Source organism: Alteraurantiacibacter aestuarii, assembly GCF_009827405.1.
Classification (GTDB): domain Bacteria; phylum Pseudomonadota; class Alphaproteobacteria; order Sphingomonadales; family Sphingomonadaceae; genus Alteraurantiacibacter; species Alteraurantiacibacter aestuarii.
In genome coordinates, this window is sequence record NZ_WTYY01000004.1 from 251,019 (window position 1) to 275,367 (window position 24,349).

At 63.0% G+C, this 24,349-nt stretch carries 23 protein-coding genes and 2 tRNA genes; 13 read left to right on the forward strand and 12 right to left on the reverse strand.

From position 1 onward, the window contains the following. Positions 1-75 precede the first annotated feature (75 nt). The 8 genes from GRI32_RS09455 to GRI32_RS09490 all read left to right on the forward strand — a co-directional run bounded on the left by GRI32_RS09455 (position 76) and on the right by GRI32_RS09490 (position 7,473). On the forward strand, positions 76-867 hold the full coding sequence (locus tag GRI32_RS09455; RefSeq protein ID WP_160591595.1) for a Bax inhibitor-1/YccA family protein: 792 nt from the start codon (positions 76-78) through the stop codon (positions 865-867). A 169-nt stretch (positions 868-1,036) separates the two neighbouring features. Continuing rightward, positions 1,037-1,918, forward strand: coding sequence for a hypothetical protein (locus GRI32_RS09460; protein WP_160591597.1), 882 nt, complete (start codon positions 1,037-1,039; stop codon positions 1,916-1,918). A 112-nt stretch (positions 1,919-2,030) separates the two neighbouring features. After that, a tRNA-Ala gene (locus GRI32_RS09465) sits at positions 2,031-2,106 on the forward strand. A 233-nt stretch (positions 2,107-2,339) separates the two neighbouring features. Beyond that, complete coding sequence (gene obgE, locus GRI32_RS09470; RefSeq protein WP_160591599.1) at positions 2,340-3,410, forward strand: GTPase ObgE; 1,071 nt, start codon at positions 2,340-2,342, stop codon at positions 3,408-3,410. 46 nt (positions 3,411-3,456) lie between these two features. Beyond that, entirely contained in the window at positions 3,457-4,590 is a 1,134-nt protein-coding gene (gene proB / locus GRI32_RS09475) for a glutamate 5-kinase (RefSeq protein WP_160591601.1), read from the forward strand. Further along, positions 4,587-5,495 carry an NAD-dependent epimerase/dehydratase family protein gene (locus GRI32_RS09480; RefSeq protein ID WP_160591603.1) on the forward strand — a complete coding sequence of 303 codons (909 nt, stop codon included), beginning with the start codon at positions 4,587-4,589 and terminating at the stop codon, positions 5,493-5,495. Before proB ends, GRI32_RS09480 begins: the two co-directional genes overlap by 4 nt. A gap of 175 nt (positions 5,496-5,670) precedes the next feature. Next, positions 5,671-6,180 carry a hypothetical protein gene (locus GRI32_RS09485; RefSeq protein WP_160591605.1) on the forward strand — a complete coding sequence of 170 codons (510 nt, stop codon included), beginning with the start codon at positions 5,671-5,673 and terminating at the stop codon, positions 6,178-6,180. A 102-nt stretch (positions 6,181-6,282) separates the two neighbouring features. After that, entirely contained in the window at positions 6,283-7,473 is a 1,191-nt protein-coding gene (locus GRI32_RS09490; RefSeq protein WP_160591607.1) for a cupin domain-containing protein, read from the forward strand. A 195-nt stretch (positions 7,474-7,668) separates the two neighbouring features. Here the strand turns inward: GRI32_RS09490 and GRI32_RS09495 are convergent, their stop codons facing one another. The 8 genes from GRI32_RS09495 to GRI32_RS09530 form a co-directional block, all read right to left on the reverse strand. Beyond that, a complete protein-coding gene (locus GRI32_RS09495) occupies positions 7,669-8,466 on the reverse strand; it encodes a phosphoadenylyl-sulfate reductase (protein WP_160591609.1) in 798 nt (265 codons plus the stop codon). After that, positions 8,459-8,905 carry a DUF934 domain-containing protein gene (locus tag GRI32_RS09500; protein ID WP_160591611.1) on the reverse strand — a complete coding sequence of 149 codons (447 nt, stop codon included), beginning with the start codon at positions 8,903-8,905 and terminating at the stop codon, positions 8,459-8,461. Before GRI32_RS09500 ends, GRI32_RS09495 begins: the two co-directional genes overlap by 8 nt. Next, positions 8,898-10,532, reverse strand: a complete 1,635-nt coding sequence (locus GRI32_RS09505) for a nitrite/sulfite reductase (protein ID WP_160591613.1) — start codon at positions 10,530-10,532, stop codon at positions 8,898-8,900. Before GRI32_RS09505 ends, GRI32_RS09500 begins: the two co-directional genes overlap by 8 nt. Beyond that, complete coding sequence (locus tag GRI32_RS09510; protein ID WP_160591615.1) at positions 10,532-10,828, reverse strand: DUF2849 domain-containing protein; 297 nt, start codon at positions 10,826-10,828, stop codon at positions 10,532-10,534. The genes GRI32_RS09505 and GRI32_RS09510 overlap by 1 nt, the downstream gene beginning before the upstream one ends. Continuing rightward, positions 10,825-11,598 (reverse strand): uroporphyrinogen-III C-methyltransferase, encoded by a 774-nt coding sequence (gene cobA, locus GRI32_RS09515; RefSeq protein ID WP_160591618.1) that lies wholly within the window; start codon positions 11,596-11,598, stop codon positions 10,825-10,827. Before cobA ends, GRI32_RS09510 begins: the two co-directional genes overlap by 4 nt. A 92-nt stretch (positions 11,599-11,690) precedes the next feature. Continuing rightward, positions 11,691-12,704, reverse strand: a complete 1,014-nt coding sequence (locus tag GRI32_RS09520) for a mechanosensitive ion channel family protein (RefSeq protein WP_160591620.1) — start codon at positions 12,702-12,704, stop codon at positions 11,691-11,693. After that, a complete protein-coding gene (gene metC / locus GRI32_RS09525) occupies positions 12,701-13,957 on the reverse strand; it encodes a cystathionine beta-lyase (RefSeq protein WP_160591622.1) in 1,257 nt (418 codons plus the stop codon). Before metC ends, GRI32_RS09520 begins: the two co-directional genes overlap by 4 nt. After that, on the reverse strand, positions 13,909-14,757 hold the full coding sequence (locus tag GRI32_RS09530; RefSeq protein ID WP_160591624.1) for a sulfurtransferase: 849 nt from the start codon (positions 14,755-14,757) through the stop codon (positions 13,909-13,911). Before GRI32_RS09530 ends, metC begins: the two co-directional genes overlap by 49 nt. A gap of 105 nt (positions 14,758-14,862) precedes the next feature. Between GRI32_RS09530 and queF the strand changes: the two genes are divergently transcribed. The 5 genes from queF (at position 14,863) to GRI32_RS09555 (ending at position 20,710) form a co-directional block, all read left to right on the forward strand. Further along, on the forward strand, positions 14,863-15,330 hold the full coding sequence (gene queF, locus GRI32_RS09535) for a preQ(1) synthase (RefSeq protein WP_160591626.1): 468 nt from the start codon (positions 14,863-14,865) through the stop codon (positions 15,328-15,330). Positions 15,331-15,427: 97 nt separating this feature from the next. Then, entirely contained in the window at positions 15,428-16,729 is a 1,302-nt protein-coding gene (locus GRI32_RS09540) for a UDP-glucose dehydrogenase family protein (RefSeq protein WP_160591628.1), read from the forward strand. A 181-nt stretch (positions 16,730-16,910) separates the two neighbouring features. Beyond that, entirely contained in the window at positions 16,911-18,767 is a 1,857-nt protein-coding gene (locus tag GRI32_RS09545) for a DUF3604 domain-containing protein (protein ID WP_202386010.1), read from the forward strand. Beyond that, positions 18,768-19,688: a peptidyl-prolyl cis-trans isomerase gene (locus GRI32_RS09550; RefSeq protein ID WP_160591630.1), complete on the forward strand. Its 921-nt coding sequence runs from the start codon at positions 18,768-18,770 to the stop codon at positions 19,686-19,688. Beyond that, positions 19,688-20,710, forward strand: a complete 1,023-nt coding sequence (locus GRI32_RS09555) for a HupE/UreJ family protein (protein WP_160591632.1) — start codon at positions 19,688-19,690, stop codon at positions 20,708-20,710. Before GRI32_RS09550 ends, GRI32_RS09555 begins: the two co-directional genes overlap by 1 nt. A gap of 60 nt (positions 20,711-20,770) precedes the next feature. Here the strand turns inward: GRI32_RS09555 and GRI32_RS09560 are convergent. From GRI32_RS09560 to GRI32_RS09575, 4 genes are all read right to left on the reverse strand, one after another. Then, a tRNA-Thr gene (locus GRI32_RS09560) sits at positions 20,771-20,846 on the reverse strand. Positions 20,847-20,866: 20 nt separating this feature from the next. Continuing rightward, entirely contained in the window at positions 20,867-21,736 is an 870-nt protein-coding gene (locus tag GRI32_RS09565) for a hypothetical protein (protein ID WP_160591634.1), read from the reverse strand. Next, the gene (locus GRI32_RS09570; protein ID WP_160591636.1) at positions 21,729-23,048 is read right to left on the reverse strand and encodes a replication-associated recombination protein A; all 1,320 of its coding nucleotides are present in this window, start codon (positions 23,046-23,048) and stop codon (positions 21,729-21,731) included. The genes GRI32_RS09565 and GRI32_RS09570 overlap by 8 nt, the downstream gene beginning before the upstream one ends. A 76-nt stretch (positions 23,049-23,124) precedes the next feature. After that, positions 23,125-24,282, reverse strand: a complete 1,158-nt coding sequence (locus tag GRI32_RS09575; protein WP_160591638.1) for a glycosyltransferase family 4 protein — start codon at positions 24,280-24,282, stop codon at positions 23,125-23,127. Positions 24,283-24,349 lie beyond the last annotated feature (67 nt).

The following is a 24,349-nucleotide window of genomic DNA, read 5'->3' on the forward strand; positions in this document are numbered from 1 at the left end:
ATTCCCACCGCACACTCGATATTGGACACATTCCGGCCCGCTATGTGAGGCCGGACAAACGGAGTTTTGGATCAAATGGCAAATTGGAACGACGACCGTGCGACCCGGCAGGGCTTCGGGGTGTCGCCGAGCCAGACGGGTGATGTCGCTGGCCGCTCGACTTTCGACGCAGGCCTGCGCAAGCACATGCTCTCGATCTACAATTACATGTCCTCGGGCGTATTGCTCACGGGCATTGTAGCGATGCTGTTCGCGCGTGGCGGGGACCAGTCGATGGCGGCGCAGGTGTTCACCACCGGCGGCCTGCTGAGCTGGATCATCATGCTGTCACCGCTGGCCATCGTGTTTGCGATGAGCTTTGGCCGCAACAAGTTTTCCACCAGCACTCTCCAGATGATGTTCTGGGGCTTTGCGGTGCTGATGGGCCTTTCGCTGTCCTCGATCTTCCTAGTCTATACCGGCGGATCGATCGCGGCGACGTTCTTCGCCACGGCGGGCGCTTTTGCGGGTCTCAGCCTGTTTGGCTACACCACCAAGAAGGACCTGTCCGCCATGGGCAGCTTCCTGATCATGGGTGTGGTTGGCCTGATTATCGCTTCGGTGATCAACATCTTCATCGGATCGACCGCTCTGGAACTGGCAATCAGCTTCCTTGGCGTGCTGATCTTCGCGGGTCTTACCGCTTATGATACGCAGCGCCTGAAGTCCGAGTACATGCAGATCCAGCAGCTGAAGGTGACCAATCCGGGTGTTGCCGCATCTTACCCGCTGGGCAAGATGGTCGTGCTCGGGGCGCTCAGCCTCTACCTCGATTTCATCAACATGTTCCTGTTCCTGCTGCGTTTCATGGGCGCATCACGCAACTGATAACTCGCCTGATCGCAATCAGGATTCACTTCATCGTGCCCGGGGTGCATAGCTGCACTCCGGGCATTTCTTTTGCGTTGTTCGCAAGCTAGTTAGTCGGTCACAAGACATTCAGGCGCGATTGGCTATGCAAAAGCCCTGGCGCTGCGAGAGAGGAATCGGGAAGAGCATGCTGACCATTCGCTGGAAACCCATTGCCGTGGTTTTGGGCCTGAGCCTGCTGGCAGGCTGTGCCACGCCGCCGCCACCGCCGCCGCCCCCTCCGCCTCCTCCTCCTCCGCCTGTGGTGATTGCACCCGAACCGATCCCTTACCGCCCGATTCCGCCTGCGGGCGCGGCCTATGTGATGGATGTGCCTGCCAAGAGCGCGGATGGTGAGCGCCTTTCCGTGAACTACGGCATCGATGAGAAGACGGCCGTGTGGCACTTCCGCTCCGGCTGGAATGTGGCTGCGCTCAATTGCACCGGGCCTGATGACGCTCAGATCACCGATTCCTATGGCCTGTTCCTGCGCATGTTCGCGCGCGAGCTGACCTCTGTGAATGAAGAGCTTGATCGCCGCTATCGGCGGCAGGCAGATTCCAGCCGCGCCGCCATTCGGGCGCGTGAGGCCGACCTGACGCAGGTTTACAATTACTTCGCCCTGCCGGCTGCGCGCAATGGCTTCTGCAATGTGGCGCGCACGCTGGCCAGCCAGCTCGTGACCACACCGCCAGAGGACCTGACCGCATATGCCGTGGCCAATCTGGCCTTGTTCGAAAATGCGTTTGAGCAGTTCTTCGACGATTACGAGCGTTATCAGATGGCCTCGGCCGACTGGGACCGGCGCTATGGTTCGCAATATGGCGCGTCGCAGCCCGGTTATGTGGCAGTTTACGGTGCGCAGGGCGGCGGTGTATCCTCCAGCCTGATCGCCGGTCAGTCCGGTGAACTGCTGGGCGAAGTGATCGACCCGGAGACGGGCGTGGGCATACCGGTCATTCCGGTCTCGGAAGGCAGTGTGGCGACGCCGGTGGTGCAACCTGTGCCCAACACGGCTGTGGCGGAGTAGGCTGGACGGAATTGGCGGGATGGTCGGGTGCAACTTCCCCCTTCCAAGCGCCGCGGCGTTTCGCTATTAGCCGCCGTCCCTGAGGCAGGTTTTCCTGCGCCGGGGCGCAAACGGGGCCGTAGCTCAGTTGGGAGAGCGCGTCGTTCGCAATGACGAGGTCAGCGGTTCGATCCCGCTCGGCTCCACCAGTTTTCCCAGGCGCGTTCCTTCGCAGGGCGCGGGCAAACCGGCCCGCACGCCGCCGGCCATGCTGGCCGATCACACACCGAAACCGTGACAGTGGCCGGAGACTGGACTAGATCGGGTCCACAAAGGCGCCAGCGCGCGCGTTCAGCCGCCCCTTGCACCTGCATAGGGATCAGCGGCGATGATAGCCGGCGGGCCGCATGGTCCTGCTGGCACTTGAGGTTAAACAGTTACAATGCATTTTCTCGACCAGGCAAAAGTTCACATCAAATCGGGCGCGGGCGGACCGGGCGCGGTCAGCTTCCGGCGTGAAAAATACATCGAATATGGCGGCCCCGACGGCGGCAATGGCGGAAAGGGCGGCGATGTCGTGTTCGTGGCTGTTCCCGGCCTCAATACACTGATCGATTTTCGCTATCACCAGCACTTCAAGGCCAAGCGCGGCGGACATGGCATGGGCCGTGATCGTACCGGCAAGGGCGCGGAGGATCTGGTGATCGAAGTGCCCGTGGGCACGCAGATCCTGGACGAGGACCGCGAAACCGTGCTGGCGGATTTCACCCACGAAGGTCAGCGCGTGGTGCTGCTGGAAGGCGGGCTGGGCGGACGCGGTAACGCCAGTTACAAGACATCCACCAATCGCGCCCCGCGCCAGCACCAGCCCGGAGAGCCGGCGCAGGAGCTGGCGGTCTGGCTGCGGCTGAAGCTGCTGGCGGACGTTGGACTGGTCGGCCTGCCCAATGCCGGCAAATCCACCTTCATCAATGCCGTATCCAATGCCGGTGCCAAGGTGGGCGCATACGCCTTCACCACGCTGGTGCCCAAGCTGGGCGTTGTCCATCACAAGGGCCGCGAATTCGTGATCGCCGATATTCCCGGCCTGATCGAAGGCGCCGCCGAAGGTGCCGGAATTGGCGACCGTTTCCTTGGCCATATTGAGCGCTGCCGCGCGCTGATCCACCTGATCGACATTTCGGGCGATGATCCGGTCGAAGCCATGCGCATCGTGGAGGGCGAGCTGGAGGCCTATGGCGCGGCGCTGGAAGACAAGGTGCGGCTGGTTGCGCTCAACAAGACCGATCTGGCCGATGCCGAACTGGTGGAGGGCTTCTCTGCCGAACTGATCGCTGCCGGAGCGGAAAAGGTGTTCCCCATTTCGGGTGCCACGGGGGCGGGTATTCCCCATCTGCTTGATGCCGTTCTTGGCTATCTGCCCACGCAGACCACTACTGAAACGCCCGGTCGCCTGCCTGCCGAAGTTGGCGAGGAGGAGCCCGAGGAACAGCCCTGGTCACCACTGGGCTGACGCTGGGCCATTTGCCTGCGGCTCACCTTTCGCTAAGCGAAGCAGCATGACTATCACGCGCCTTGCCGACCTCGCCGATCCTGCCAAGACACCGCGCCTCGTGGTGAAGGTTGGCTCGGCCCTGCTTGTGGGCAAGGACGGCCAGCCCAACCGTGCCTGGCTGGAGGCGCTGTGTGAGGAAATTGCCCAGGCGCGAAAGCGCGGCCAGCAGGTCATCGTCGTCAGTTCCGGGGCAATTGCGCTGGGTGCGGCAAAGCTGGGGCTGGCCCGGGGAGGCCGCTCCAATCTGGCCGATGCGCAGGCCGCCGCAGCCGTGGGGCAGATCGCGCTGGCAGGCCTGTGGTCGCAATTGCTGGGCAAATGCGGGCTGACAGCGGCACAATTGCTGGTGACGCTGGAAGACCTCGACGATCGCCGCCGTTATCTCAATGCCGCTGCCACCATCGGCAAGTTGCTGCAGGCGGGCGCGGTGCCGGTCATCAATGAGAATGACTCGGTCGCTACCGAGGAAATCCGCTTTGGCGACAATGACCGGCTGGCCGCGCGCGCCGCGCAGGCCGCGCGTGCCGATGCCGTGGTCCTGCTGTCCGATATCGATGGCCTGTATGATCGCGACCCCGCCGATCCGGATGCGCGCATGCTGCCGCTGGTCGAAGGGGTGACACGGGACATTCACGACATGGCCACCGGCGGCTCCAGCTCCGGGCTTGGATCGGGCGGCATGACATCCAAGCTGCAGGCAGCCGAAATTGCCGAGCGTGCGGGCATTGTGCTGGCGATCATCAACGGCACGCATGTGCGACCGTTTGAGCGGGCATTCCAGCATGATCGGGGGACGCTGTTCCTGCCGCGCCGCAACGATGGCGCGCTCAAGTCATGGCTGGGCGGCCGTCAGCGGATGAAGGGCGTGCTGGTTGTCGATACCGGTTGCGCCAAGGCGCTGGCCAAGGGCGGAAGCCTGCTGGCGACTGGCATTACCCTGATCGAAGGCGATTTTCGCCGGGGCGATCCGGTTGCGGTGCGCGATGCACAGGGACGGGCGCTGGGGCAGGGCCTGGTCGAATATGATGCTGACGAAATTGCCCGCATCAAGGGCTATCGAAGCGAGGAGTTGCAGGCGCTGCTGGGGTATTCCCCGCGCTCTGCAGTGATCCACCGCGATCAGCTGGTATTGCTGTGACCATCGCCATCACCGGCGGCACCGGGTTTGTCGGCCAGAGCGTGCTCGATGAAGCGCGCCGGCGGGGGCTGGCGGTACGCGCGCTGACCCGCAAGCAGCAGGAACCGCGCGATCTGGTGGAATGGGTCGGCGGCGATCTGGAAGACAAGGCTGCCCTCTCCCGCCTGGTGGACGGTGCGCGCGCCGTGCTGCACATTGCCGGCGTGGTCAATGCGCCCGATGCCGCAGGTTTCGAACATGGGAATGTGGCGGGGACGCAAAACCTCCTGACCGCAGCCAGGGGCGTGCAGGCGCAGCGCATGCTGTTCGTGTCCTCGCTGTCCGCGCGCGAGCCGGCATTGTCCGATTATGGCCGGTCAAAGCGGCTGGCGGAGGAGGCAGTGCAGGTCAGCGGCCTGGACTGGACGATCATCCGGCCCCCGGCGATTTACGGCCCGCGCGATACCGAGATGCTCGATCTGTTCCGCGCCGCCAAATTCGGCGTGGTGCCAATGCCCGGCAACGGCCGCGCGTCTATCATCCATGTCGAGGATCTTGCCCGCCTGCTGCTGGATCTGGTGGAGGGAACGCCCGCCACATTGAACCGCATGTTTGAGCCTGACGATGGGCGCGAAGGCGGCTGGAGCCACACCGATCTTGCCCGCTCCATCGGGGCGGCGATGGGCCGCAGGGTCTGGACCCCGCAGCTCCCGCCCTGGGCCGTGCTGGCAGCCGCCCGGCTTGACCGCATGGTTCGCGGCGGAAAGGCCAAGCTGACACTCGACCGGGCCCGCTACATGATCCATCCTGATTGGGTCAGCAGCCAGGACAAGCGCGTTCCGCCCGAATTGTGGCAGGCGCAGGTGGCAACGCAGCGTGGTCTTGCGGCTACCGGGCAATGGTACCGGGACAAGGGCTGGCTGTAATTTCCTGCCTGATGGATGTCATTGTCGCCGCTGCAAACTTTCTCGCAATGGCGCAAACCTATCATAAAATTTCATCCATCTTTCGCGAATTGTGCTTATAGTGCTATGGGAGATGTGAGGGTCACGTTCTACCTGGCTGAAATGGCATGTCGGGCAGAATATCGGGGGAAGAAGAATGCCGAAAAAAACCAGCCGGGTATCGCGCCGCTCCTTTGTTGCACTGGTCACCGGTGCTGCTGCCAGCACGATGATAACCTCACCAGCCAAGGCGCAAAACACCGGGCGCACGGATTCCGATCCCAATGACCGATCCGGCTATGGCCGCACCGGCACGACCGACTCCGATCCCAATGACAGCGCTTCGCACGGCCGCACTGGCTATACTGACGCCGATTCGAATGACCGCGCCAGCTATGGCCGTGGCGGCGGCGGCACCGGCTATACCGATGCCGATTCCAACGATCGCGCCAATTATGGCCGCGGTGGCGGCGGCGGGCGGTCATCCGGCCTGACGGACAGCGATTCGGGCACCAATTCGGATTCACCGGGTCGTGGTCGCGGCAGCGGCACCGGCTACACCGATAGCGATTCGAATGATCGTTCCGGTTATGGCCGTAGCGGCCTGACCGATGGCGATGATTCGGATTCTGCCCGTTATGGCCGGGGTCGTGGCACCGGCCGCTGAGGCCGCAACACCAACGCATTCGCTGGCAACTCATTGGCTCCAGCCCATTGGTTGATTGTGTGTAGTGCCGCCTGTTCGGGCGCCTTGGGACATTGTGGATAGATGAAATCGGTAACGGCCCGGGGGCCGCAGGAGAGTCCGCTTGAGAGCCTGATAGCTCCATTGAGCCCTCAGGAATTCTTCGATTCCTGGTATGAGCGGGAATATTACCGCACGCCCGGCCCGGTTGCCGCCGTGCAGGATTTGCTGAGCATCGACCGGATTGACGAGATCATTTCCGATTCCGAACTGCCGCCAACATCGCTGACCATGGCCAAGTCCGGGCAGGGTCTGCCGGCAGAGGAGTATACTTTTGCCAATGGCGTGATCGATCGCGGCAGCGTGCTCGATAACTTCCGCAATGGGGCCACTATCGTCCTGCCGCAGCTGCACTTTGCCGATGGCAAGCTGTACACATTCTGCCTTGCGCTGGAGCGGGAATTTGGCGCGCGGATACAGACCAATATCTATCTCACGCCCAGCAATGCGCATGGTTTCGGCATCCATTACGATGACCATGACGTGTTCGTGATCCAGGTGTCGGGTTCCAAGAAATGGGAAATCTACGGCAACCGCGAGCAATTGCCGTTCAAGGGCGAGGGCTTCCGCCGCGAGCGTGACGATGTGGGTGAACTGCGGGAAAGCTTCACGCTCAATCCCGGAGAGTGCCTGTATGTCCCGCGCGGCATGGCGCACCGGGCACCCAATGAAGGGGACGAGGTCAGCCTGCACATCACCGTGGGCATCATTGTTCAGACCTGGGCGGAATTCATGCTGGAGGCGGTGGCGGAGGCCAGCCTGCGCATCCCTGAAATGCGCCACTCGCTGCCGCGAACGCTCTATTTCAACGAGGGCGAACGCGCCGCGAACGAGGCGATTTTCCGCTCGCTGGTGGACCAGCTACGCGACAAGGCGAATTTTGAAGCGACGCTCTCGGTATTCGGCAGCAATTTCATCATGGACCAGGGCACGCGCGTGCGCGGTGCACTCAATACGCTCGCTGCCGGCATCGCGGCGGATGACAGGTTCCGCGTACGTGAGGGCATTCTCTATTCGATGGAGCTGGAGGGCGAAGAGCCGCAGGTGACGCTGGCGGGGTCCGCCATCACCCTGAAGCCGGACCTCGCACCGCAACTGGCTGAGCGACTGGCTGCCGGAAATCTGGCGATCAGCGATTTCAGCGTGGAGGATGCGGAAGATTTGCGTGACACGGTGGAAACGCTGGTCGCCTTCGGCCTGCTTGAACGCGCCTGAGCCGCCAGTCCTGAGCCGCCACCCCCAAACACCAACAAAAAAGCCCGACCGAATGAACGGCCGGGCTGGAAGTTTTTGGGAGAGGATGCCTGAAAGGCACCCCCTCTATGTGCGGGCGCGGCCCATCACACAAACGCGATTACTGCACCAGCCATTGCGCTTTTTGCACGTGACTGAATTTTCAGGTGAATCGACTCAGAAAGCGGGTTCGTAGCCGGGGGGCAGATCGCCCTCATCGCCGTCCTGCGAGGCGCCGGGAACGTGGATGCCGCATTCGGTCTTGTCCCATCCGCGCCAGCGTCCGGCACGCGGGTCCTCGCCCGGTTTCACGGTGCTGGTGCACGGCGCGCAACCGACCGAAAGATAGCCTTGAGCCTCCAGCGGGTGGCGCGGCAGATCGTGCAGGTCGAAGTAGGCTTCCAGATCGTCCTTGGTCCAGTCACCCAGCGGGTTGATCTTGAGCCGGCCGTCCTCAACTTCGAAACGCGGCAGGTTTTCACGGGTAACGGACTGGAAGGCCTTGCGGCCCGAAATCCACGCATCGAGGCCGGACTTGGCGCGCGCCAGCGGCTCCACCTTGCGAATCTCGCAGCAGCCATCGGGGTCCCAGCTCCAGCGCAGGCCGTTCTCGTCCTTCGCCGCCAGCACGGCGGCATCAGGGGTGACGACGGAGGAATTGGTCAGGCCCAGCAGGCTGGTCAGCGTGTCACGGTACTCCAGCGTCTCGTCAAACATCTTGAGCGTATCGACAAAGATCACCGGCACCGATGCATCGGCGCTGGCCACCAGGTGCAGCAGGACCGCGCTCTCCGTTCCGAAGGAGGAGACAACCGCCACGCGGCCAAGCTCTCCCTCGGCGAACAGCTGGCCCAGCATGGTGGACACATCCACGCCCTTGAAGCGCAGGTTGAGGCGATCGGCATCGGTCTGCGTATAAGCAGGCGCGGTGTCGATCACGTCGCGCTGACGGGCAATGGGATCGGCTTCAGCCATGGCGCAGGGTCCAGATCGGCACGCGCGCATCGGTGGTGGGCTGATAGACATCGGGAAAGCGCGCAAGGGCGGCTTCCACGTCGCCTGCATCCAGCGGCTGGGCAGGGGCGAAACTGTCAAAACCGCAGCGCTGCATATAGGCGATCTGGTCCACCAGCACATCGCCCACGGCGCGCAGTTCGCCGGTGTATCCGGCCTCACGCAGGATGCGCGATGCGGAATAGCCGCGTCCGTCGCCAAAGGCGGGGAAGTTGACTTCCACCAGCCGGATGCGGCCCAGATGCGGCAGCAGGTCGCGGGCGTCATCGCCCGGCTCTATGCGGACGGCCAGCGCGTTGGACTGGCCGACGAAGGCCTCAACCGTGACGGCGGGATCGCCGACGGGATCATCGTTGCGAAAGCGAATTTGCGCGGTCTCACTTGTAAGGGTCTCAGTCATAAAGAGCCTCCTTGAAAGGGGCCATGCCGATCCGGCGATAGGTATCGAGGAAACGCTCCCCCTCGGTGCGCTGGGCGAGATAGACGTCGGTGGCCTTTTCGACCGCATCGACAATGCCGTCCTCGTCAAAGCCGGGGCCGGTGATCTTGCCGATGGAGGTATCCTCCGCCTCCGACCCGCCGAGCAGCAGCTGGTAGTTTTCAGTGCCCTTCTTGTCGACGCCGAGAATGCCGATGTGGCCCGCGTGATGATGCCCGCAGGCGTTGATGCAGCCGGAGATCTTCAGCTTCAGCTGGCCCAGCTCATCGCCCTTGCCATTGGCGGCAAAGCGCTGCGAAATCTTCTGCGCCACCGGGATCGACCGGGCATTGGCCAGGCTGCAATAATCGAGGCCGGGGCAGGCGATGATATCGTCGATCTGGTCGAGATTTGGCGTGCCCAGACCGGCCGCGTCCAGCGCCGTCCACAGATCATGCAGGCGACCGATTTCGACATGCGGCAGGACGATGTTCTGCGTGTGCATCACGCGGCATTCGTCAAAGCTGAACTCGCGCGCCAGATCGGCCATCAGGTGCATCTGCTGCGCCGTGGCATCGCCCGGAATGCCGCCCACCGGCTTCAGGCTGATGACGGCGGAGACATAGCCCGGCGCCTTGTGCGGATGGGTATTGCGATCCATCCACAGCGCGAAATTGGGATCGCTGCGGTCGGCACTTGTCGGCAGGCCGGTCTTGAAGGCGGGATCGGCGAAGTAGGTGCGGATGCGCTCCAGCTCGGCAAAGGGCGGTTCGATGCCCTGTTCCAGCAGGTGGGCGAATTCGCCCTCCACCTGCCGCGCATATTCCTGCGCGCCCATTTCATGGACCAGGATCTTGATGCGCGCCTTGTACTTGTTGTCGCGCCGGCCATAGCGGTTGTAGACCCGCAGGCAGGCCTCGCAATAGGTGACCAGCTGGTCCAGATCGACCCATTCGCGGATGCACGGGGCGATCATCGGGGTGCGGCCCATGCCGCCGCCGACAAAGAACTTCGCGCCCAGCTCGCCTGCGTCATTCTTCACGATCTGGATGCCGATATCGTGCAGCTTCATGGCCGCGCGATCGCTTTCGCTGGCGATCACCGCGATCTTGAACTTGCGCGGCAGATAGCTGAATTCAGGGTGGAAGCTGGACCACTGGCGCAGGATCTCCGCATAGGGGCGCGGATCGACCACTTCATCCGCCGCAGCCCCTGCAAAATGGTCCGAGCTGATGTTGCGGATGCAATTGCCGCTGGTCTGGATGGCGTGCATTTCCACCTTGGCGAGGTCCGCCAGAATGTCACCGGCATCCTCCAGCTTGATCCAGTTGTACTGGATGTTCTGGCGGGTGGTGAAATGGCCATAGCCGCGATCATACTTGTCGGCGATGTCGGCCAGCGCGTGCATCTGCGCACCGCTCAGCGTGCCATAGGGCACCGCCACGCGCAGCATATAGGCATGCAGTTGCAGATAGAGGCCGTTCATCAGTCGCAGCGGCTTGAACTGGTCTTCGGTCAGCTTGCCTTCAATGCGGCGCTGCGCCTGATCGCGAAATTCGGCCACGCGGGCATCGACCATCGCCTGGTCATATTGGTCGTACAGATACATCAGATCACCTTTGCGATGGCCGCAGCGTCATCGGGTTTGAGGGTCAGGTCGGGGCGCACGGTCGGGCCAAGTGCGCGCACGCGGTCCTTGATATGGGCGGGGCGGGGGCCTTCCGGCGTGGCTTCGGCGGCAATTGCATAGGATGCATTGACCCGGCGCGCGGCTTCCTCGCGGGCAAGGATCGCCTCACCCTGATCGCCGACATCGACCGCGTCTTCCACATGGAGTGACCAGTTCTGGCCATCCCACCATACGACAGCACCGGTCTTCAGGTCGTTTCCGGTCAGGATATTCACTGCTGCATCACTCCAATTGTCTGTATTGCCGCTTTTTCAATGAGTTGAGCGGTCACTTCTGCGGTCACTTCGCCGATCACGATCAGCGCGGGGCTTTTCACCCGTTCACGTTCCACCAGATCGGGCAGGGCGGCGAGTGGTCCGCGCAGCACGCGCATGTTGGCGCGCGCGCCATTCTCGATCACCGCGAGCGGCATGTCCGGGGCAAGCCCGTCCGCCATCAGTTTCTCGGCAATCTGCGGTGCGGTCTTGACCCCCATGTAGATCACCAGCGTGCGGCCCTGTCCGGCCAGACCGGCCCAGTTCTGCTCGGTCAGGCCCTTGCACTGCCCGGCCACGAAGGTGACGATGGAGGAATGATCGCGGTGGGTCAGCGGTATCTGCGCTGCGGCTGCTGCACCATTGGCGGCGCTGATGCCGGGGACCACTTCCACGCGGACACCGGCGGCATTGGCAGCCTCTGCCTCTTCGCCGCCGCGCCCGAAAATGAACGGATCGCCGCCTTTCAGCCGGACCACATCATGCCCCGCCAGCGCCTCGCGAACGAGCAGGGCGCAGATGTCTTCCTGCGCCATGGTGTGGCGCGCGCGCTGCTTTGCGACGCTGATCAGCCGGGCATCGGGACGCGCCAACTGCAGTATTTCAGGATCGACCAGCCCGTCATGCACGATCAGCCGGGCAGACCCGATCAGCCTGGCTGCGCGCACGGTCAGCAGGTCCGCTGAACCCGGACCTGCGCCGACGAGATAGATCGTGCCATGGTTTTCCATGGCGGCTAAATGATGCCAGTGGCCTTTTCAGGCCAGTGAGAATGAGTGTTGCGGGGCTAAGGTGAACTTTACCGCCCCCTCAAGTACGGCTTTCAGTCGGCCTGTTCGCGCTTGTCCATCCGCTGCGAAATTGCTGCCACCAATTGCTGGAACTGGGCGTTGTCGCGCAGGTTGAGATCGCGCTGAGGGAAGGGGATCTCGATGTCGTTTTCCTGGAACAGGTCCCACAATCGCTTGAGCACGGCAGAGCGGACATTGCCCACGCCTTCCTCCGGATCATCGATCCAGCAGTGGATCACGAAATTGACCGAGCTGTCGCCATATTCGCTCATCCACACGCTGGGCGGCGGATTCTTGAGCACGCGGTCCACGCTTCGGGCGGCCTCCAGCATCAGTTGCTCGGCCTTGTTCATGTCGCAGCCGTAGGACACGCCAACGCTCACCTGCATGCGTACCTGGCGCGAGGAGTAGGACCAGTTTTCCACCTGATTGATCATCAGGTTTTCATTGGGAATCAGATATTCACGCTCATCCCTCGTGGTCACGGACACGGCGCGAATGCCGATCTTGCGGATCTGGCCGAACGTCTCGTTGCCCGCCTGATCGGCAATGGCGATCACGTCCCCCGGCTTGATCGACCGGTCCATCAACAGGATGATCCCGGCGATCAGATTGCCGAACGTCTTCTGCAGGCCAAAACCGATGGCGAGGCCGAATGCGCCCGAGAACACCGCCAGAGCGGTAAGATCGATACCCAGCATGTCTATGCCGATCATGATGGCGATGGCCCAGACGGCAACGCTCAGCAGCTTTTCCGCCAGCAGTCGCTGCGACGGGTCGAGCTTGGTCGCGCGCCGCAGCAGGCTGTGGGCAAATTTCGTGAACAGCCGCGCGAAGAGCAGAATGCCGACCACAACCAGCACCACCACCAGCGCTGTCCAGATCGAAAAGCGCGTATCGGCGAAGGTGAAGCCCCATGCATCGAGCTGGTGAACGATTTCGGCAAAAGTGCCGCTCTTTTCGGCGACAGCGTCTTTCAGCGCCTCGGCTCCGGCGACGACTTCTTCTCCCGTGGAGGATGGTTGCGGCTGGCTTATCTGGCTCATAATTTTCCCATTGCATCAAGGGCCTGGTGCAGATCCTGAATTAAATCAGCAGGATCCTCCAGGCCGATGGACAATCTAATGCCATGTCTGTCCTCCTGTTGCCACCCGGCAGGGGGCCACGGTGTTTCGCTGCGCGCGCGGCTGGGGTCAAAGGGGATGGCCAGGCTTTCAAATCCGCCCCAGCTGTAACCGATGCCGAACAGCTCCAGCGCATCGATGAAGGCGGCGCTTTGGGCCGGGCTGGCACCGCGCAGCACAAAGCTGAACAGGCCGCAGCCGCCGGTGAAGTCGCGTTGCCACAGTGCATGGCCGGGCGCGCCGGGCAGCAGCGGGCACAGCACATGCGCCACTTGCTGCTGGTCTGTCAGCCAGCGGGCGATTTGCAGTGCACTGGCCGTGCTGCGTTCCAGCCGCAGCGGCATGGTTCGCAGGCCGCGCAGCGCCAGGGCTGCATCATCGGGAGAGACCACCACGCCCAGTGCCTGGCTCTTGTGCCGCAGCTTGCGATAGAATTTCTCGTCCGCAGAAGCAGAACCCATCATCAGGTCCGAATGGCCGCCAACGTGCTTGGTCAGGCTCATGATGGAAATATCGCAGCCGCGCTCCAGCGCGGGAAAGCCCAGTGCGGATGCCCAGGTGTTGTCGATCAGGCTGACCGCGCCCTTTTCCCGCGCGGTGGCGGCCATGGCGGGGACATCGCCCACTTCCATGGTCAGGCTGCCCGGACATTCGAACAGCACGGCTTTGGTCCGATCACAAAACTGGCCGGCGAAGCCTGCGGTATCGAGTGGATCGAAAAAACGCGTCTCAATGCCGCAATCGGCCAGCACGGCGCGCGCCATCATGCGGCTTGGCTCATAGGCATTGTCAGTCACCAGCAGCACATCGCCTGCACGAAGCACCGCCAGCAGCGCGCCGGAAATGGCGGAGACGCCGCTGGGATAGAGCACGGTTCCTGCCGCTCCCGGCTCAAGCTGCGTCAGCGCATCGGCCAGCGCCCATTGCGTGGGTGATCCGCGGCGACCGTAATAGAAATGCCCGTCTTCATCGGGACGGCCTGCGGCCAGGTCTGCGCTGTCGGCATAAAGATGCGTGCTGGCCCGCCAGATCGGCGGATTGACCACCGCGCCTGTCCATTGCTTGCGGCGGCCGGCCTCTACGGCCCTGGTTGCCGGCCCACGGCTTTTCCCCTTGCCGCCTTCTTTCACACAGCCTCGCCCATTTCCTTGGGCAGGGCGGGATCGGCGCCCCATTCGCTCCAGCTGCCGTCATACAGGGCAACATCGTCCTTGCCGGCAAGATGCAGCGCGAACAGCAGCACCGATGCCGTCACTCCGCCGCCACAGGTGGTGACGATGGGGGAGGTCAGGTCCACGCCTGCCGCCTTGAAGGCCGCTTCAATAGCCGCCGGGTCCTTGTATGTTCCGTCTGGGTTGAGCACCTGATCGAACACCACATTGCGCGATCCGGGGATGTGGCCGCTGGCGATATTGGGGCGGAAATCGCCTTCCTCACCCGTAAATCTCTTGGCGCCGCGCGCATCCACCAGCTGTTCTGCCCCGCTGTCGATATTGGCCAGCACCTGCGCCTTGGTGCGCAGGCGGTCCGTGCCAGCCGGGGTGGGCGCATAATCGCCGGGAGCGCTGGTGACATCGCCGCTTTCCAGCGGGCGGCCTTCGCTGCGCCATTTGCCCAGCCCGCCGTCCAGCACGGCAACCTGCTTCACGCCGTTCAGGCGGCAGATGAACCATGCGCGCGCCGAGGTTTTGACATAGGAATCGTCATAGATGACCAGTCGCTGGTCATTGCTGATGCCCAGCTTTGCCATGCGCGCGGCGAATTGCTGCGGTGTGGGGACTGCGCCGGGCACGGGCGATTCCGGATCGAACAGGCTGGCCAGATCCAGAAAGCGCGCGCCGGGAATATGCTCCTTGGCGAAATCCGCGGCGGGATCGCGCCCGGCATCGGGCAGATGGGTCGATGCATCCAGAATGACCAGATCGGGTGAGCCAAGCTCGCGTGCGAGCCATTGGGTTGAGACGAGACTATCCATGTGCACGGCGTAGAACATGGCTGCGCTCAGGTAAATGTGTCGCAGCGTCAGGGCGCAAAAACCTATGACTTGTAACGCCGGTGTGAAAGCGGCATCAGGCGGGCCATGACCAAGGATGTATCTTCGTCCGCCCCGCTGCATCTGGGGCAGCACAGCGCGCTCCCGGCATCACCCGATGAAGCGGTGCTGGATTATGTGCCCAATCCGCGCGCCGGATCTTTGTATCTTGTGCGCTTTGCCGCGCCTGAATTCACATCGCTGTGCCCGGTGACCGGCCAGCCCGATTTTGCCCATCTGGTGATCGATTATGCGCCGGGGGACACGATCGTGGAATCCAAGAGCCTCAAGCTGTTCCTGGGAGCTTTTCGCAACCATAATGGCTTTCATGAGGATGTGACCGTGGGCATCGGCCAGCGGTTGTTCGAAGAAATGCAGCCGCAATGGCTGCGGATCGGCGGCTATTGGTATCCGCGCGGCGGCATTCCGATCGACGTTTTCTGGCAAAGCGGGAAACCGCCCGAAGCCCTGTGGCTGCCCGATCAGGGTGTGCCTTCCTATCGCGGACGGGGCTGACACTTGCCTCCTCTCCAACGCTTCGACTAGGACCGGCCAGGACTTTCGAAAACCGCATAAGGGCATTGGACGCCCATCACAAAATAGGGATTCATGGATGCGTATCGTTATGATCGGGACGGGCTATGTCGGCCTTGTTTCAGGTGCCTGCTTTGCCGATTTCGGGCATCATGTCACCTGCGTGGACAAGGACAAGTCCAAGATCGACGCGCTGCTCGATGGCCGTATTCCAATTTTCGAGCCGGGGCTCGATGCGCTGGTGGAAGCCAATGTCGAGGCTGGCCGGCTCAGCTTCACGCTGGATATCGCCGAAGTCCTGCCACACGCCGATGCGGTGTTCATTGCAGTGGGCACGCCTTCCCGCCGCGGCGATGGTCATGCCGATCTGTCCTATGTCTATGCAGCTGCTGCGGAAATGGCCCCGCTGCTGCGCGATGGCGCCGTGGTGGTGGACAAATCCACCGTTCCTGTCGGCACGGGTGACGAGGTTGAGCGGATCATTGCAGAGACAAGCCCGGGCCTGAAGTTTTCCGTAGCTTCCAACCCCGAATTCCTGCGCGAAGGTGCGGCAATCGACGATTTCAAGCATCCGGACCGGGTGGTGATCGGTGTCAACGATGACCATGCCGAGCAGGTGTTGCAGGAGATTTATCGCCCGCTCACCCGCAATGAATCGCCAATCCTTTCGATGAGCAGGCGCGCAGCGGAGCTGACCAAATATGCCGCCAACGCCTTCCTCGCGACCAAGATCAGCTTCATTAACGAAATCGCCGATTTGTGCGAGAAGGTGGACGCCGATGTGAGCGATGTCGCCAAGGGCATCGGTCTGGACAGCCGCATCGGTTCGCGCTTCCTCCAGCCGGGGCCGGGCTATGGCGGATCATGTTTCCCCAAGGACACGCTGGCACTGCTCCAGACGGGCCAGCAATATGGCGCTGTCTTGCAGATCGTGCAGTCGGTGGTGGACGTGAACAACCGGCGCAAGATGGCCATGGGGCAAAAGGTGATCGATGCCATGGGCGGCGATGTTGCGGGCAAGACCGTGGCGCTGCTGGGGCTGACCTTCAAGGCCAATACCGATGACATGCGCGATTCGCCCGCCATCGATATCGCCAAGGCATTGCAGGAGGCGGGCATCACCGTGCGCGCCTATGATCCCGAAGGCATGGAAACATCCAGGGCCGTGATCGAGGGCCTGACCTATTGCGAGAATTCCTATGACGCGATGACCGGCGCCGATGCGGCTGTTATCGTCACCGAATGGGATGCCTTCCGCGCGCTGGACCTTGTCCGCGCCCGCGAAGTGCTCAACGATCCGCTGCTGGTGGACCTGCGCAATCTTTACAGCCGTACGGATGTGGAGAAGCAGGGCCTGCGCTATGTTGCGGTAGGGCGCTGACAGCGGAACGCTCGCCATCCTGCATCAATCGATTCCAGTGACCGATTGACGCAGCTTCAATAGCACCGGCCCGCATTGACAAGGCCTGTACCCATCATCATCCTGCCCACGTGGTGGAGAGCGATGTATGTCCAAGGGGGGAGTGCGACCGATGAGTGCGAACGGTCCGGAGCGAGCGCGAATGAGTATCCGTCAGCTGGTGCTGGGCGGAGCGGCGGTTTTTTCGCTGGCCATGGTGCCTCTCGCGCAATCGGTTGCGCAGGGTAACGGGCCCAGTGCAACCCAGCTGTTCTGGGGTGAGCTGCACCTGCACACCAATCACTCGCTCGATGCCTATATAACCGCCAATACCACCGTCACGCCGGACATGGCCTATCGCTATGCGCGCGGCATTCCGATCCAGCAGCCGGGCCTTGATCGCAAGATCCAGATTCGTCGCCCGCTGGATTTCATGGCGGTCACCGACCATGCGGAGATGATGGGCCTGTTCACCCTGCTCAACCGCGCGGATGAGACCTTGCTGGCAACCCCCTGGGGGCGGCGCGCGATGGCAGCCCATGTGCGCGATCCGGGCCGTGGCGGTGCGATGAGCGTGACCACCGCGGGCATGGCTGGCCCGCCTGCGCCCGAATTGCAGGAAATGATGAGCCAGGTCTATTCCGATGCGGTGCGCAGCACGGCCTGGAGCGTGGAGATCGAGGCGGCTGAGCGCAATTACATCCCCGGCACCTTCACTACCATGTTCGGCTGGGAATGGTCCTCTGTTGTCGATGGCGGCAAGAACCTGCACCGCGTGGTGGTGGCCAATACCGATGCCGAAGGTGCGGCCAGCTTCATCCCCTACAGCAGCCAGGACAGCCAGCGTCCGGAGGACCTGTGGGCATGGATGTCCGCAACTCGCGAGCGAACCGGTGTCGACTTCCTCGCCATCCCGCATAATTCGAATATTTCCGGCGGTTTGATGTTCCAGATGACCGACAGCGACGGGCAGCCGATTTCGGCCGCCTATGCCCGCGCCCGGCAAAGCTGGGAGCCATTGGTGGAAGTGACCCAGGCCAAGGGCACGTCCGAAGTCCATCCGGAGATCGCCACCAATGACGAATTTGCCGATTTTGAAATCCGCCGCAAATTGCTGATCGGCACGCCGACCCCGGCGGATGAAGGCGATTACGCCCGGTCCGCCCTGCTGCGCGGCCTGCAGATCCAGGACCGCACCGGGGTCAATCCCTACAATTTCGGCATGATCGGTTCGACCGACAGCCACACCGGTCTCAGTTCGGTGCAGGAGAACGATTTCTACGGCAAGCTGGTGTCTGATATCCCGCTCAGCCAGCATGTCATCGGACCGCGTCCGGTCATTTTCCCGGCATGGGAAATGGGCGCATCGGGCCGGGTGGCCGCCTGGGCGGAGGAGAACACGCGCGCTGGCATCTTTGCTGCCCTGCGGCGCAAGGAAGTCTATGCCACCACCGGACCGCGCATTGCGCTGCGGATGTTCGGCGGCTTCAATTTCACCGCCGCCGATGCCGATGCGCGCGATATTGCCGCGGTCGGCTATGCGCGCGGCATACCGATGGGCGGGGACCTGACGGCTGCACCTGCGGGAAGAGCGCCGGAACTGTTGATCCACGCGGTCAAGGACCCGCTCAGCGGCAATCTTGACCGGGTGCAGGTGGTCAAGGGCTGGATCGACGATGACGGCGAAGCGCATGAGCGCATTTATGACGTGGCATGGTCCGATGGCAGGCAGAAGGATCGCGCCGGTCATCTTCCCGCCGTGGGAAACACCGTCGATCTGGAAACGGGCCTTTACACCAATTCCATCGGTGCAGTGCAGCTCGCCACCGTGTGGACCGATCCGGATTTCAAGGCCGATCAGGCGGCATTCTACTATGTTCGCGTGCTGGAAATCCCCACGCCGCGCCATTCGCTGCTGGATGCGATCGCGCTGGGCATCGATGTGGCGCAGACGGGCCAGCCGGCCACCATCCAGGAACGCGCTTACTCTTCGCCCATCTGGTATACGCCGGTCCGTTAAATGAACCTCCTGCGACTGCTCCTCAAGGAGCCGCTTACCCATTTCGTGTTGCTGGGCGGCTTGCTGTTTGCGGCCTATTCACTGGTGACGGAGCGGGACGTGCTGGATGCGGATTCACGCGTGATCACCGTCGATCGCGAGGCGTTGACGAATTTCCTGCAATACCGCTCCTCGGCATTCGAGCCGGGCTTTTTCACGGCGCAATATGACTCCATGTCGGACGAGCAGCTGGCCGAGCTGGCGCGCAGCTACGTGCGTGAGGAGGCGATGGCCCGCGAGGCGAGTGCGCTGGGTCTGGACAAGAACGACTATGTCATCAGGCGGCGCATGGTGCAGAAGATCGAATATCTCGTCGCCGGTGCCGATCTCAATCCCCGGCCGCCCACCGAACAGGAACTGCGCACCTATTTCGAGGCGCACATGGATGACTTCCGGCAGGATGCAGAGTTCACCTTCACCCATGTGTTTGTCGATGCGGAGAAGGACCATCCCGGCGGAATGGAAGCCGAGGCGCGGCGCCTGCTGGCCCGGTTGCGCTCTGCCCATGCGGGCTTCAACGATGCCCCCGCCTATGGTGACCGGTTCCCCTATCAGCGCAATTATGTGCGCCAGTTCCTTGGGCCGATAGCCAATGAGCTGGGGCCTCAATTCGCGGCCAGGCTTGCAGCCTTGCAGCCGGGTGAGAACTGGCAGGGGCCGTTTGCGGGCAATTACGGCCTTCACCTGATCCTGTTCACCGACCGCACGCAGGCGCGGGAGCCGGACTTCTCCGAAGTGCGCGAACAGGTGCTTGCCGCCGTGCAGGAGGAGCGCCGCACAAGCACCAGGGAAGCGCTGCTGGACGAGCTCGTGGACCAGTATGAACTGCGCTATGTCGGCGTGCCGTCGATCGAGAGCCTTGCCGGTAATGGGGACTCCTGATGCAGCGGGCGGTGCTGCGGGTCTTGCTGTGCCTGCTGGCCTGCATGGCTGCCAGCCTGTCGGTCATTCCCGCAAAGGCCCATGATGCGCGCCCGGTTTCGGTCCTGATCCGTGAGCTGCCGGGCGATCGCTTCGCCCTGAGAGTGCGCGCGCCGGATAGTGTGACGATGGACAATCGGCCGCATCTGCTGCCTCCTGCCGGGTGTCAGCCCGTCACCATCGGTGATGAGGGGGAGGGTAACCGCGCGACCGACATGATCATTGCCTGCACGGGCGGAGTGCAGGGCCGCGAGTTCGAGCTGGTTTTCCCGATCTACAACCCGTCATTGTCCACTCTGTACCGACTGGAGCAGCTTGGAGCGCCGACAATTTCAGCGCTTCTCCCGCCCAGTGAAGCGGTGTGGCAAGTGCCTCAGGAGCCGTCGAGGCTGCAGCTGTTCGGCGATTATCTTCGCCTTGGCATGGAGCATATTTTTGGCGGTTTCGACCATCTGCTGTTTATCGCCGGGCTGCTGATCATCGCGGCAACATGGCGGCGGACGCTGATTGCGCTGACAGGGTTTACCGTGGCCCATTCGGTCACGCTGGCGCTGTCCACGCTGGAACTTGTGCGCCTTCCGTCTGCCCCGGTGGAGGCGGCCATTGCCCTGTCGATCCTGTTCCTGGCGGCGGAGATCGTGCGGGGCCGCAAGGACAGCCTGACCTATCGTTACCCAACCGTGGTCGCATCGCTGTTTGGCCTGCTGCATGGCTTTGGCTTTGCCAGCGTGCTGCGCGAGATCGGCATTCCCGGCGCAGAGATCGGCACCGCGCTGCTGGCATTCAACCTTGGCGTGGAAGCGGGGCAGATTGTCTTTGTCGCTGCCATTCTTGGCATCGCGGCGCTGGCATCGCGCCTTGCCCGCAGCCAGCCCCGCCTTCAGCGCGTATTGGCCCGGCCGCTGGCGACGCGTGTGGCAGCCTATGCCCTGGGCACCATCTCGGTGTTCTGGCTGTTCGAACGCGTCAGCAATTTTGCCTGAGGCGTTCTGCCCGGTCGATCCAGCAGCGGCCCGGTGGCGTCAGGTCGCAAAAAGGGGTGATGGTGCCGGCTGCAGGAGTCGAACCCGCGGCCTGATGATTACAAATCAACTGCTCTACCAACTGAGCTAAGCCGGCCCACTGCCGCGCCCTTTGGCTCAAGAGACGCCGAAGGTCCAGCCCTCTGTTTGCGCAATGTGCGGGGTCAGGGCGGATGGCGCCCATAAGTTGCTGCGTGAGTGACTGGCGCGCAGCCATGCGGCGGTGATCAGCGCGTCGCTGGAATGGTCGTCTATCGCACCGCTGCCACCCACGGCTTCGCTGCCCAGCGCGATCAGCGCCGCGTCCAGTTCCTCATGACTGCGGATCTTGCTGCGCGAAGCGGAGCGGCCCGCCGCAATGGCTGCCAGCGAGGTGTAAATCTCCACCAGCACCGATCCGGTTTGCGGCAATGGGTCGATCGGCCAGACGGGCAGGTGACCGCGAAGCCGGTTCAGCAGCCGCATTCCGGTGAGGCTGGATTTGCCGACCTGCGCCGCGCCCACCAGGTTGAAATTGCTGTATGGCTTGCAGCCTTGGGCCGCCTGCAATGTCTCGGTCACCCGGAACCGGCCGCGCCCGCCGCCAAAGCGTTCCCCCTCACGCCCGCCATGACGGCGGAAATAGCGGCTGAGCTGATGGTGATCGACAAAGGCGGAGGCGGCGTAATGGTCGTCCCCCTCGCAGATATTATCGATCAACGCCCACAGCGCCGGAGCATCGGGAGGGCTGGCATCCCAGCCGGGGAAATAGGCGCCGTGGTCGGCAAAGGGCAGGGCGATGCCCAGGTCGAGGCCCACCAAAGTGTCTGGCGGAAGGTCATTGCGCAGGATCTCCAGCACCTCGCTGCGGTTCCAGCCGTTGCGGCGTTCCACCAGCACCGGCGGTCCGCCATCTGCGTGGGCAATGGCCATCGCAATCGCCTTGTGCCGCTCACCCTGCGCGCCGGACCAGTCTATCGCGATGAAATGCGAGAAGGGCCTAGGCACCGCGCTCCTCGCGCAGGCGGTTCCAATAGGCGATGCGCTCGTTCACCTTGCGCTCAAAGCCGCGTTCCACCGGCTCGTAATAGGTTTGCGGCTGCATCTCGTCGGGCCAGTAATTGTCGCCCGAAAAGCCGTGCTCGGCCTCATGGTCATAGGAATAGCCTGTCCCGTAGCCGATATCCTTCATCAGCTTGGTCGGCGCGTTGAGGATGTTTTGCGGCGGCATCAGGCTGCCGGTCTCCTTCGCGCTTTTCCACGCAGCCTTTTGCGCCTTGTACACGGCGTTCGATTTGGGCGCGGTGGCGAGGTAGAGGCAGGCCTGTACCAGCGCCAGCTCCCCCTCAGGGCTGCCGAGGAACTGGTAGGCGTCCTTGGCCGCAAGGCATTGCGGCAGCGCATTGGGATCAGCCATGCCGATATCCTCCACCGCCATGCGCACCAGCCTGCGCGCCAGGAACAGCGGTTCCTCCCCCGCCACCAGCATGCGCGCCAGATAATACAGCGCTGCCTGCGGATCGGAGCCGCGCACGGATTTGTGCAGCGCTGAGATGAGGTTGTAATGCCCCTCCCGGTCCTTGTCATAAACTGCCATGCGCCGCTGGAGGAATTCGCCCAGCGCGGCGGGATCGAGCGGCTCGGCGATGTTTGCCGCATACAGTGTTTCAGCCTGGTTGAGCAGGAAGCGGCCATCGCCATCGGCAGAGGCGATCAGCGCGTCACGCGCCGCCGCCGTCACGGGCAGGGGGCCTTCCAGCTCCTCCGCCCGGTCCAGCAGCTGGCCCAGCGCCCGCGCATCGAGCCGGTGCAGGATCAGCACCTGCGCGCGGCTGAGCAGGGCGGCGTTGAGTTCGAAGCTGGGGTTTTCGGTGGTTGCGCCCACCAGCGTGACAGTGCCGCGTTCCACAAAGGGCAGGAAGCCGTCTTGCTGGGCGCGGTTGAAGCGGTGAATCTCGTCCACGAACAGCAGCGTGCGTTGCCCTGCCTCGCGCGCCTTTTCGGCGGCGGCAAAGGCTTTGCGCAGGTCCGCCACGCCAGAGAATACCGCGCTGACGGCTTCGTAACGCATGCCCACGCTGTCTGCCAGAAGGCGCGCAATGCTGGTCTTTCCGGTGCCGGGAGGTCCCCACAGGATCATGCTGGATAGTTTGCCGGCGTTGACCATGCGGCCAATCGCGCCTTCCGGCCCGGTCAGATGGTCCTGCCCGATAATCTCGTCCAGCGAGGCGGGGCGCAGGCGATCGGCCAGCGGGGCATCGGCGTCTGGCTGGTCGCTGCGCCGGGGCTGCTCCTGATTGTCTTCGAACAGGTCTGTCATGGGATTGGCAGATAGGGGCCCAGTGCCCGCATTGCCAAGACAACATCGCGCACGCAGAAATCCACCTCAGGGCGCATTACGCTGATTTGGCGGCAGCCTGACCGACCAGCCGCAGATAGGCGTCCGCCACAGCGCTGTTGATCGCATCCCAGGAAAATTCCCGGCTGCGAACCTCGCCCGCCGCGCCATGCGCGCGGCGCAGGTCGGGATCGGCGATATAGGTTTCCAGCACATCGGCAAAATCGCTGATGCGGCCGGGTTCCACCAGCCGCCCGGTTTCCCCGTCGCGGACCAGGCTGGTGCTGCCCGTGGCGCGCGCGGCGATGACGGGAATGCCGCTGGCCATCGCTTCCAGCGTTACATTGCCAAATGTCTCGGTAACCGAAGGATTGAGCAGCAGATCCATGCTGGCCACCGCCTTGCCCAGAGCCGGTCCGCGCTGGAAGCCGGCAAAGATGGCGCCGGGCACGTGTTCGGCGAAGAATTCCCTGGCCGGGCCTTCACCCACCACCAGCACCTTGTGCGCAGTGCCGCGCTTTTTCAGTTCGGCGATGGCATCGGAAAAGACGTCCAGCCCCTTTTCCATCACCAGACGGCCAAGGAAGCCGATCGCCACCTCTTCATCGGCGATGCCATATTCGCGCCGCCAGGCCAGATCGCGGCGAGCGGGATCGAACACATCGCGGTCCACTCCGCGTGACCAGATGGAGATATCCTCGTTCATGCCCTGCTCTCGCAGCACCGCCGCCATGCTTTCGGACGGAGCGACCAGCGCATCGCAGCGATTGTAGAAGCGCCGCAGGATCGATTCGGCAACAGGCTCCAGAAAAGCCATGTTGTAATATCGCGGATAGGTCTCAAACCGGGTGTGGACCGACGCCAGGATCGGCAATTTGCGTTCGCGCGCCCAGGTTACGGCCCTGTGTCCGGCAATATCGGGAGAGGCCACGTGCACCAGATTGGGCGCAAACTTGGCCAGGTCCCGTTTAACCGAGGCCGACAGGGCCAGCGGAATGCGATATTCGCCGCGCCCGGGGATGGGCAGGTTGGGCAGACCCACCAGCTCTCCCGCCGGTTCGAATGCGGGATCTTCCACCTTGGGGGAATAGACGCGCACCGACGCCCCCTGCCGAAGCAGGAAATCAACCAGCCTGTTCAGCGCCTGATTGGCGCCATCGCGGACGTAATTATAGTTTCCGCTGAACAGGGCAACGCGCAGATCGGCGATATCCATCAATGCCCCTTATGACAGGCTGCGCCCGATTGCGAGAGGCTGAGACAATGAAATCGCCTTGCAAAAT

Coding starts and splice junctions, on each gene's coding strand:
- GRI32_RS09455 (WP_160591595.1), top strand. CDS start 76: ATGGCAAATTGGAACGACGACCGTGCGACCCGGCAGGGCTTCGGGGTG.
- GRI32_RS09460 (WP_160591597.1), top strand. CDS start 1,037: ATGCTGACCATTCGCTGGAAACCCATTGCCGTGGTTTTGGGCCTGAGC.
- obgE (WP_160591599.1), top strand. CDS start 2,340: ATGCATTTTCTCGACCAGGCAAAAGTTCACATCAAATCGGGCGCGGGC.
- proB (WP_160591601.1), top strand. CDS start 3,457: ATGACTATCACGCGCCTTGCCGACCTCGCCGATCCTGCCAAGACACCG.
- GRI32_RS09485 (WP_160591605.1), top strand. CDS start 5,671: ATGCCGAAAAAAACCAGCCGGGTATCGCGCCGCTCCTTTGTTGCACTG.
- GRI32_RS09490 (WP_160591607.1), top strand. CDS start 6,283: ATGAAATCGGTAACGGCCCGGGGGCCGCAGGAGAGTCCGCTTGAGAGC.
- GRI32_RS09495 (WP_160591609.1), bottom strand. CDS start 8,466: ATGGCTGAAGCCGATCCCATTGCCCGTCAGCGCGACGTGATCGACACC.
- GRI32_RS09500 (WP_160591611.1), bottom strand. CDS start 8,905: ATGACTGAGACCCTTACAAGTGAGACCGCGCAAATTCGCTTTCGCAAC.
- GRI32_RS09505 (WP_160591613.1), bottom strand. CDS start 10,532: ATGTATCTGTACGACCAATATGACCAGGCGATGGTCGATGCCCGCGTG.
- cobA (WP_160591618.1), bottom strand. CDS start 11,598: ATGGAAAACCATGGCACGATCTATCTCGTCGGCGCAGGTCCGGGTTCA.
- GRI32_RS09520 (WP_160591620.1), bottom strand. CDS start 12,704: ATGAGCCAGATAAGCCAGCCGCAACCATCCTCCACGGGAGAAGAAGTC.
- metC (WP_160591622.1), bottom strand. CDS start 13,957: ATGGGGCGCCGATCCCGCCCTGCCCAAGGAAATGGGCGAGGCTGTGTG.
- GRI32_RS09530 (WP_160591624.1), bottom strand. CDS start 14,757: ATGGATAGTCTCGTCTCAACCCAATGGCTCGCACGCGAGCTTGGCTCA.
- queF (WP_160591626.1), top strand. CDS start 14,863: ATGACCAAGGATGTATCTTCGTCCGCCCCGCTGCATCTGGGGCAGCAC.
- GRI32_RS09540 (WP_160591628.1), top strand. CDS start 15,428: ATGCGTATCGTTATGATCGGGACGGGCTATGTCGGCCTTGTTTCAGGT.
- GRI32_RS09545 (WP_202386010.1), top strand. CDS start 16,911: ATGAGTATCCGTCAGCTGGTGCTGGGCGGAGCGGCGGTTTTTTCGCTG.
- GRI32_RS09550 (WP_160591630.1), top strand. CDS start 18,768: ATGAACCTCCTGCGACTGCTCCTCAAGGAGCCGCTTACCCATTTCGTG.
- GRI32_RS09555 (WP_160591632.1), top strand. CDS start 19,688: ATGCAGCGGGCGGTGCTGCGGGTCTTGCTGTGCCTGCTGGCCTGCATG.
- GRI32_RS09570 (WP_160591636.1), bottom strand. CDS start 23,048: ATGACAGACCTGTTCGAAGACAATCAGGAGCAGCCCCGGCGCAGCGAC.
- GRI32_RS09575 (WP_160591638.1), bottom strand. CDS start 24,282: ATGGATATCGCCGATCTGCGCGTTGCCCTGTTCAGCGGAAACTATAAT.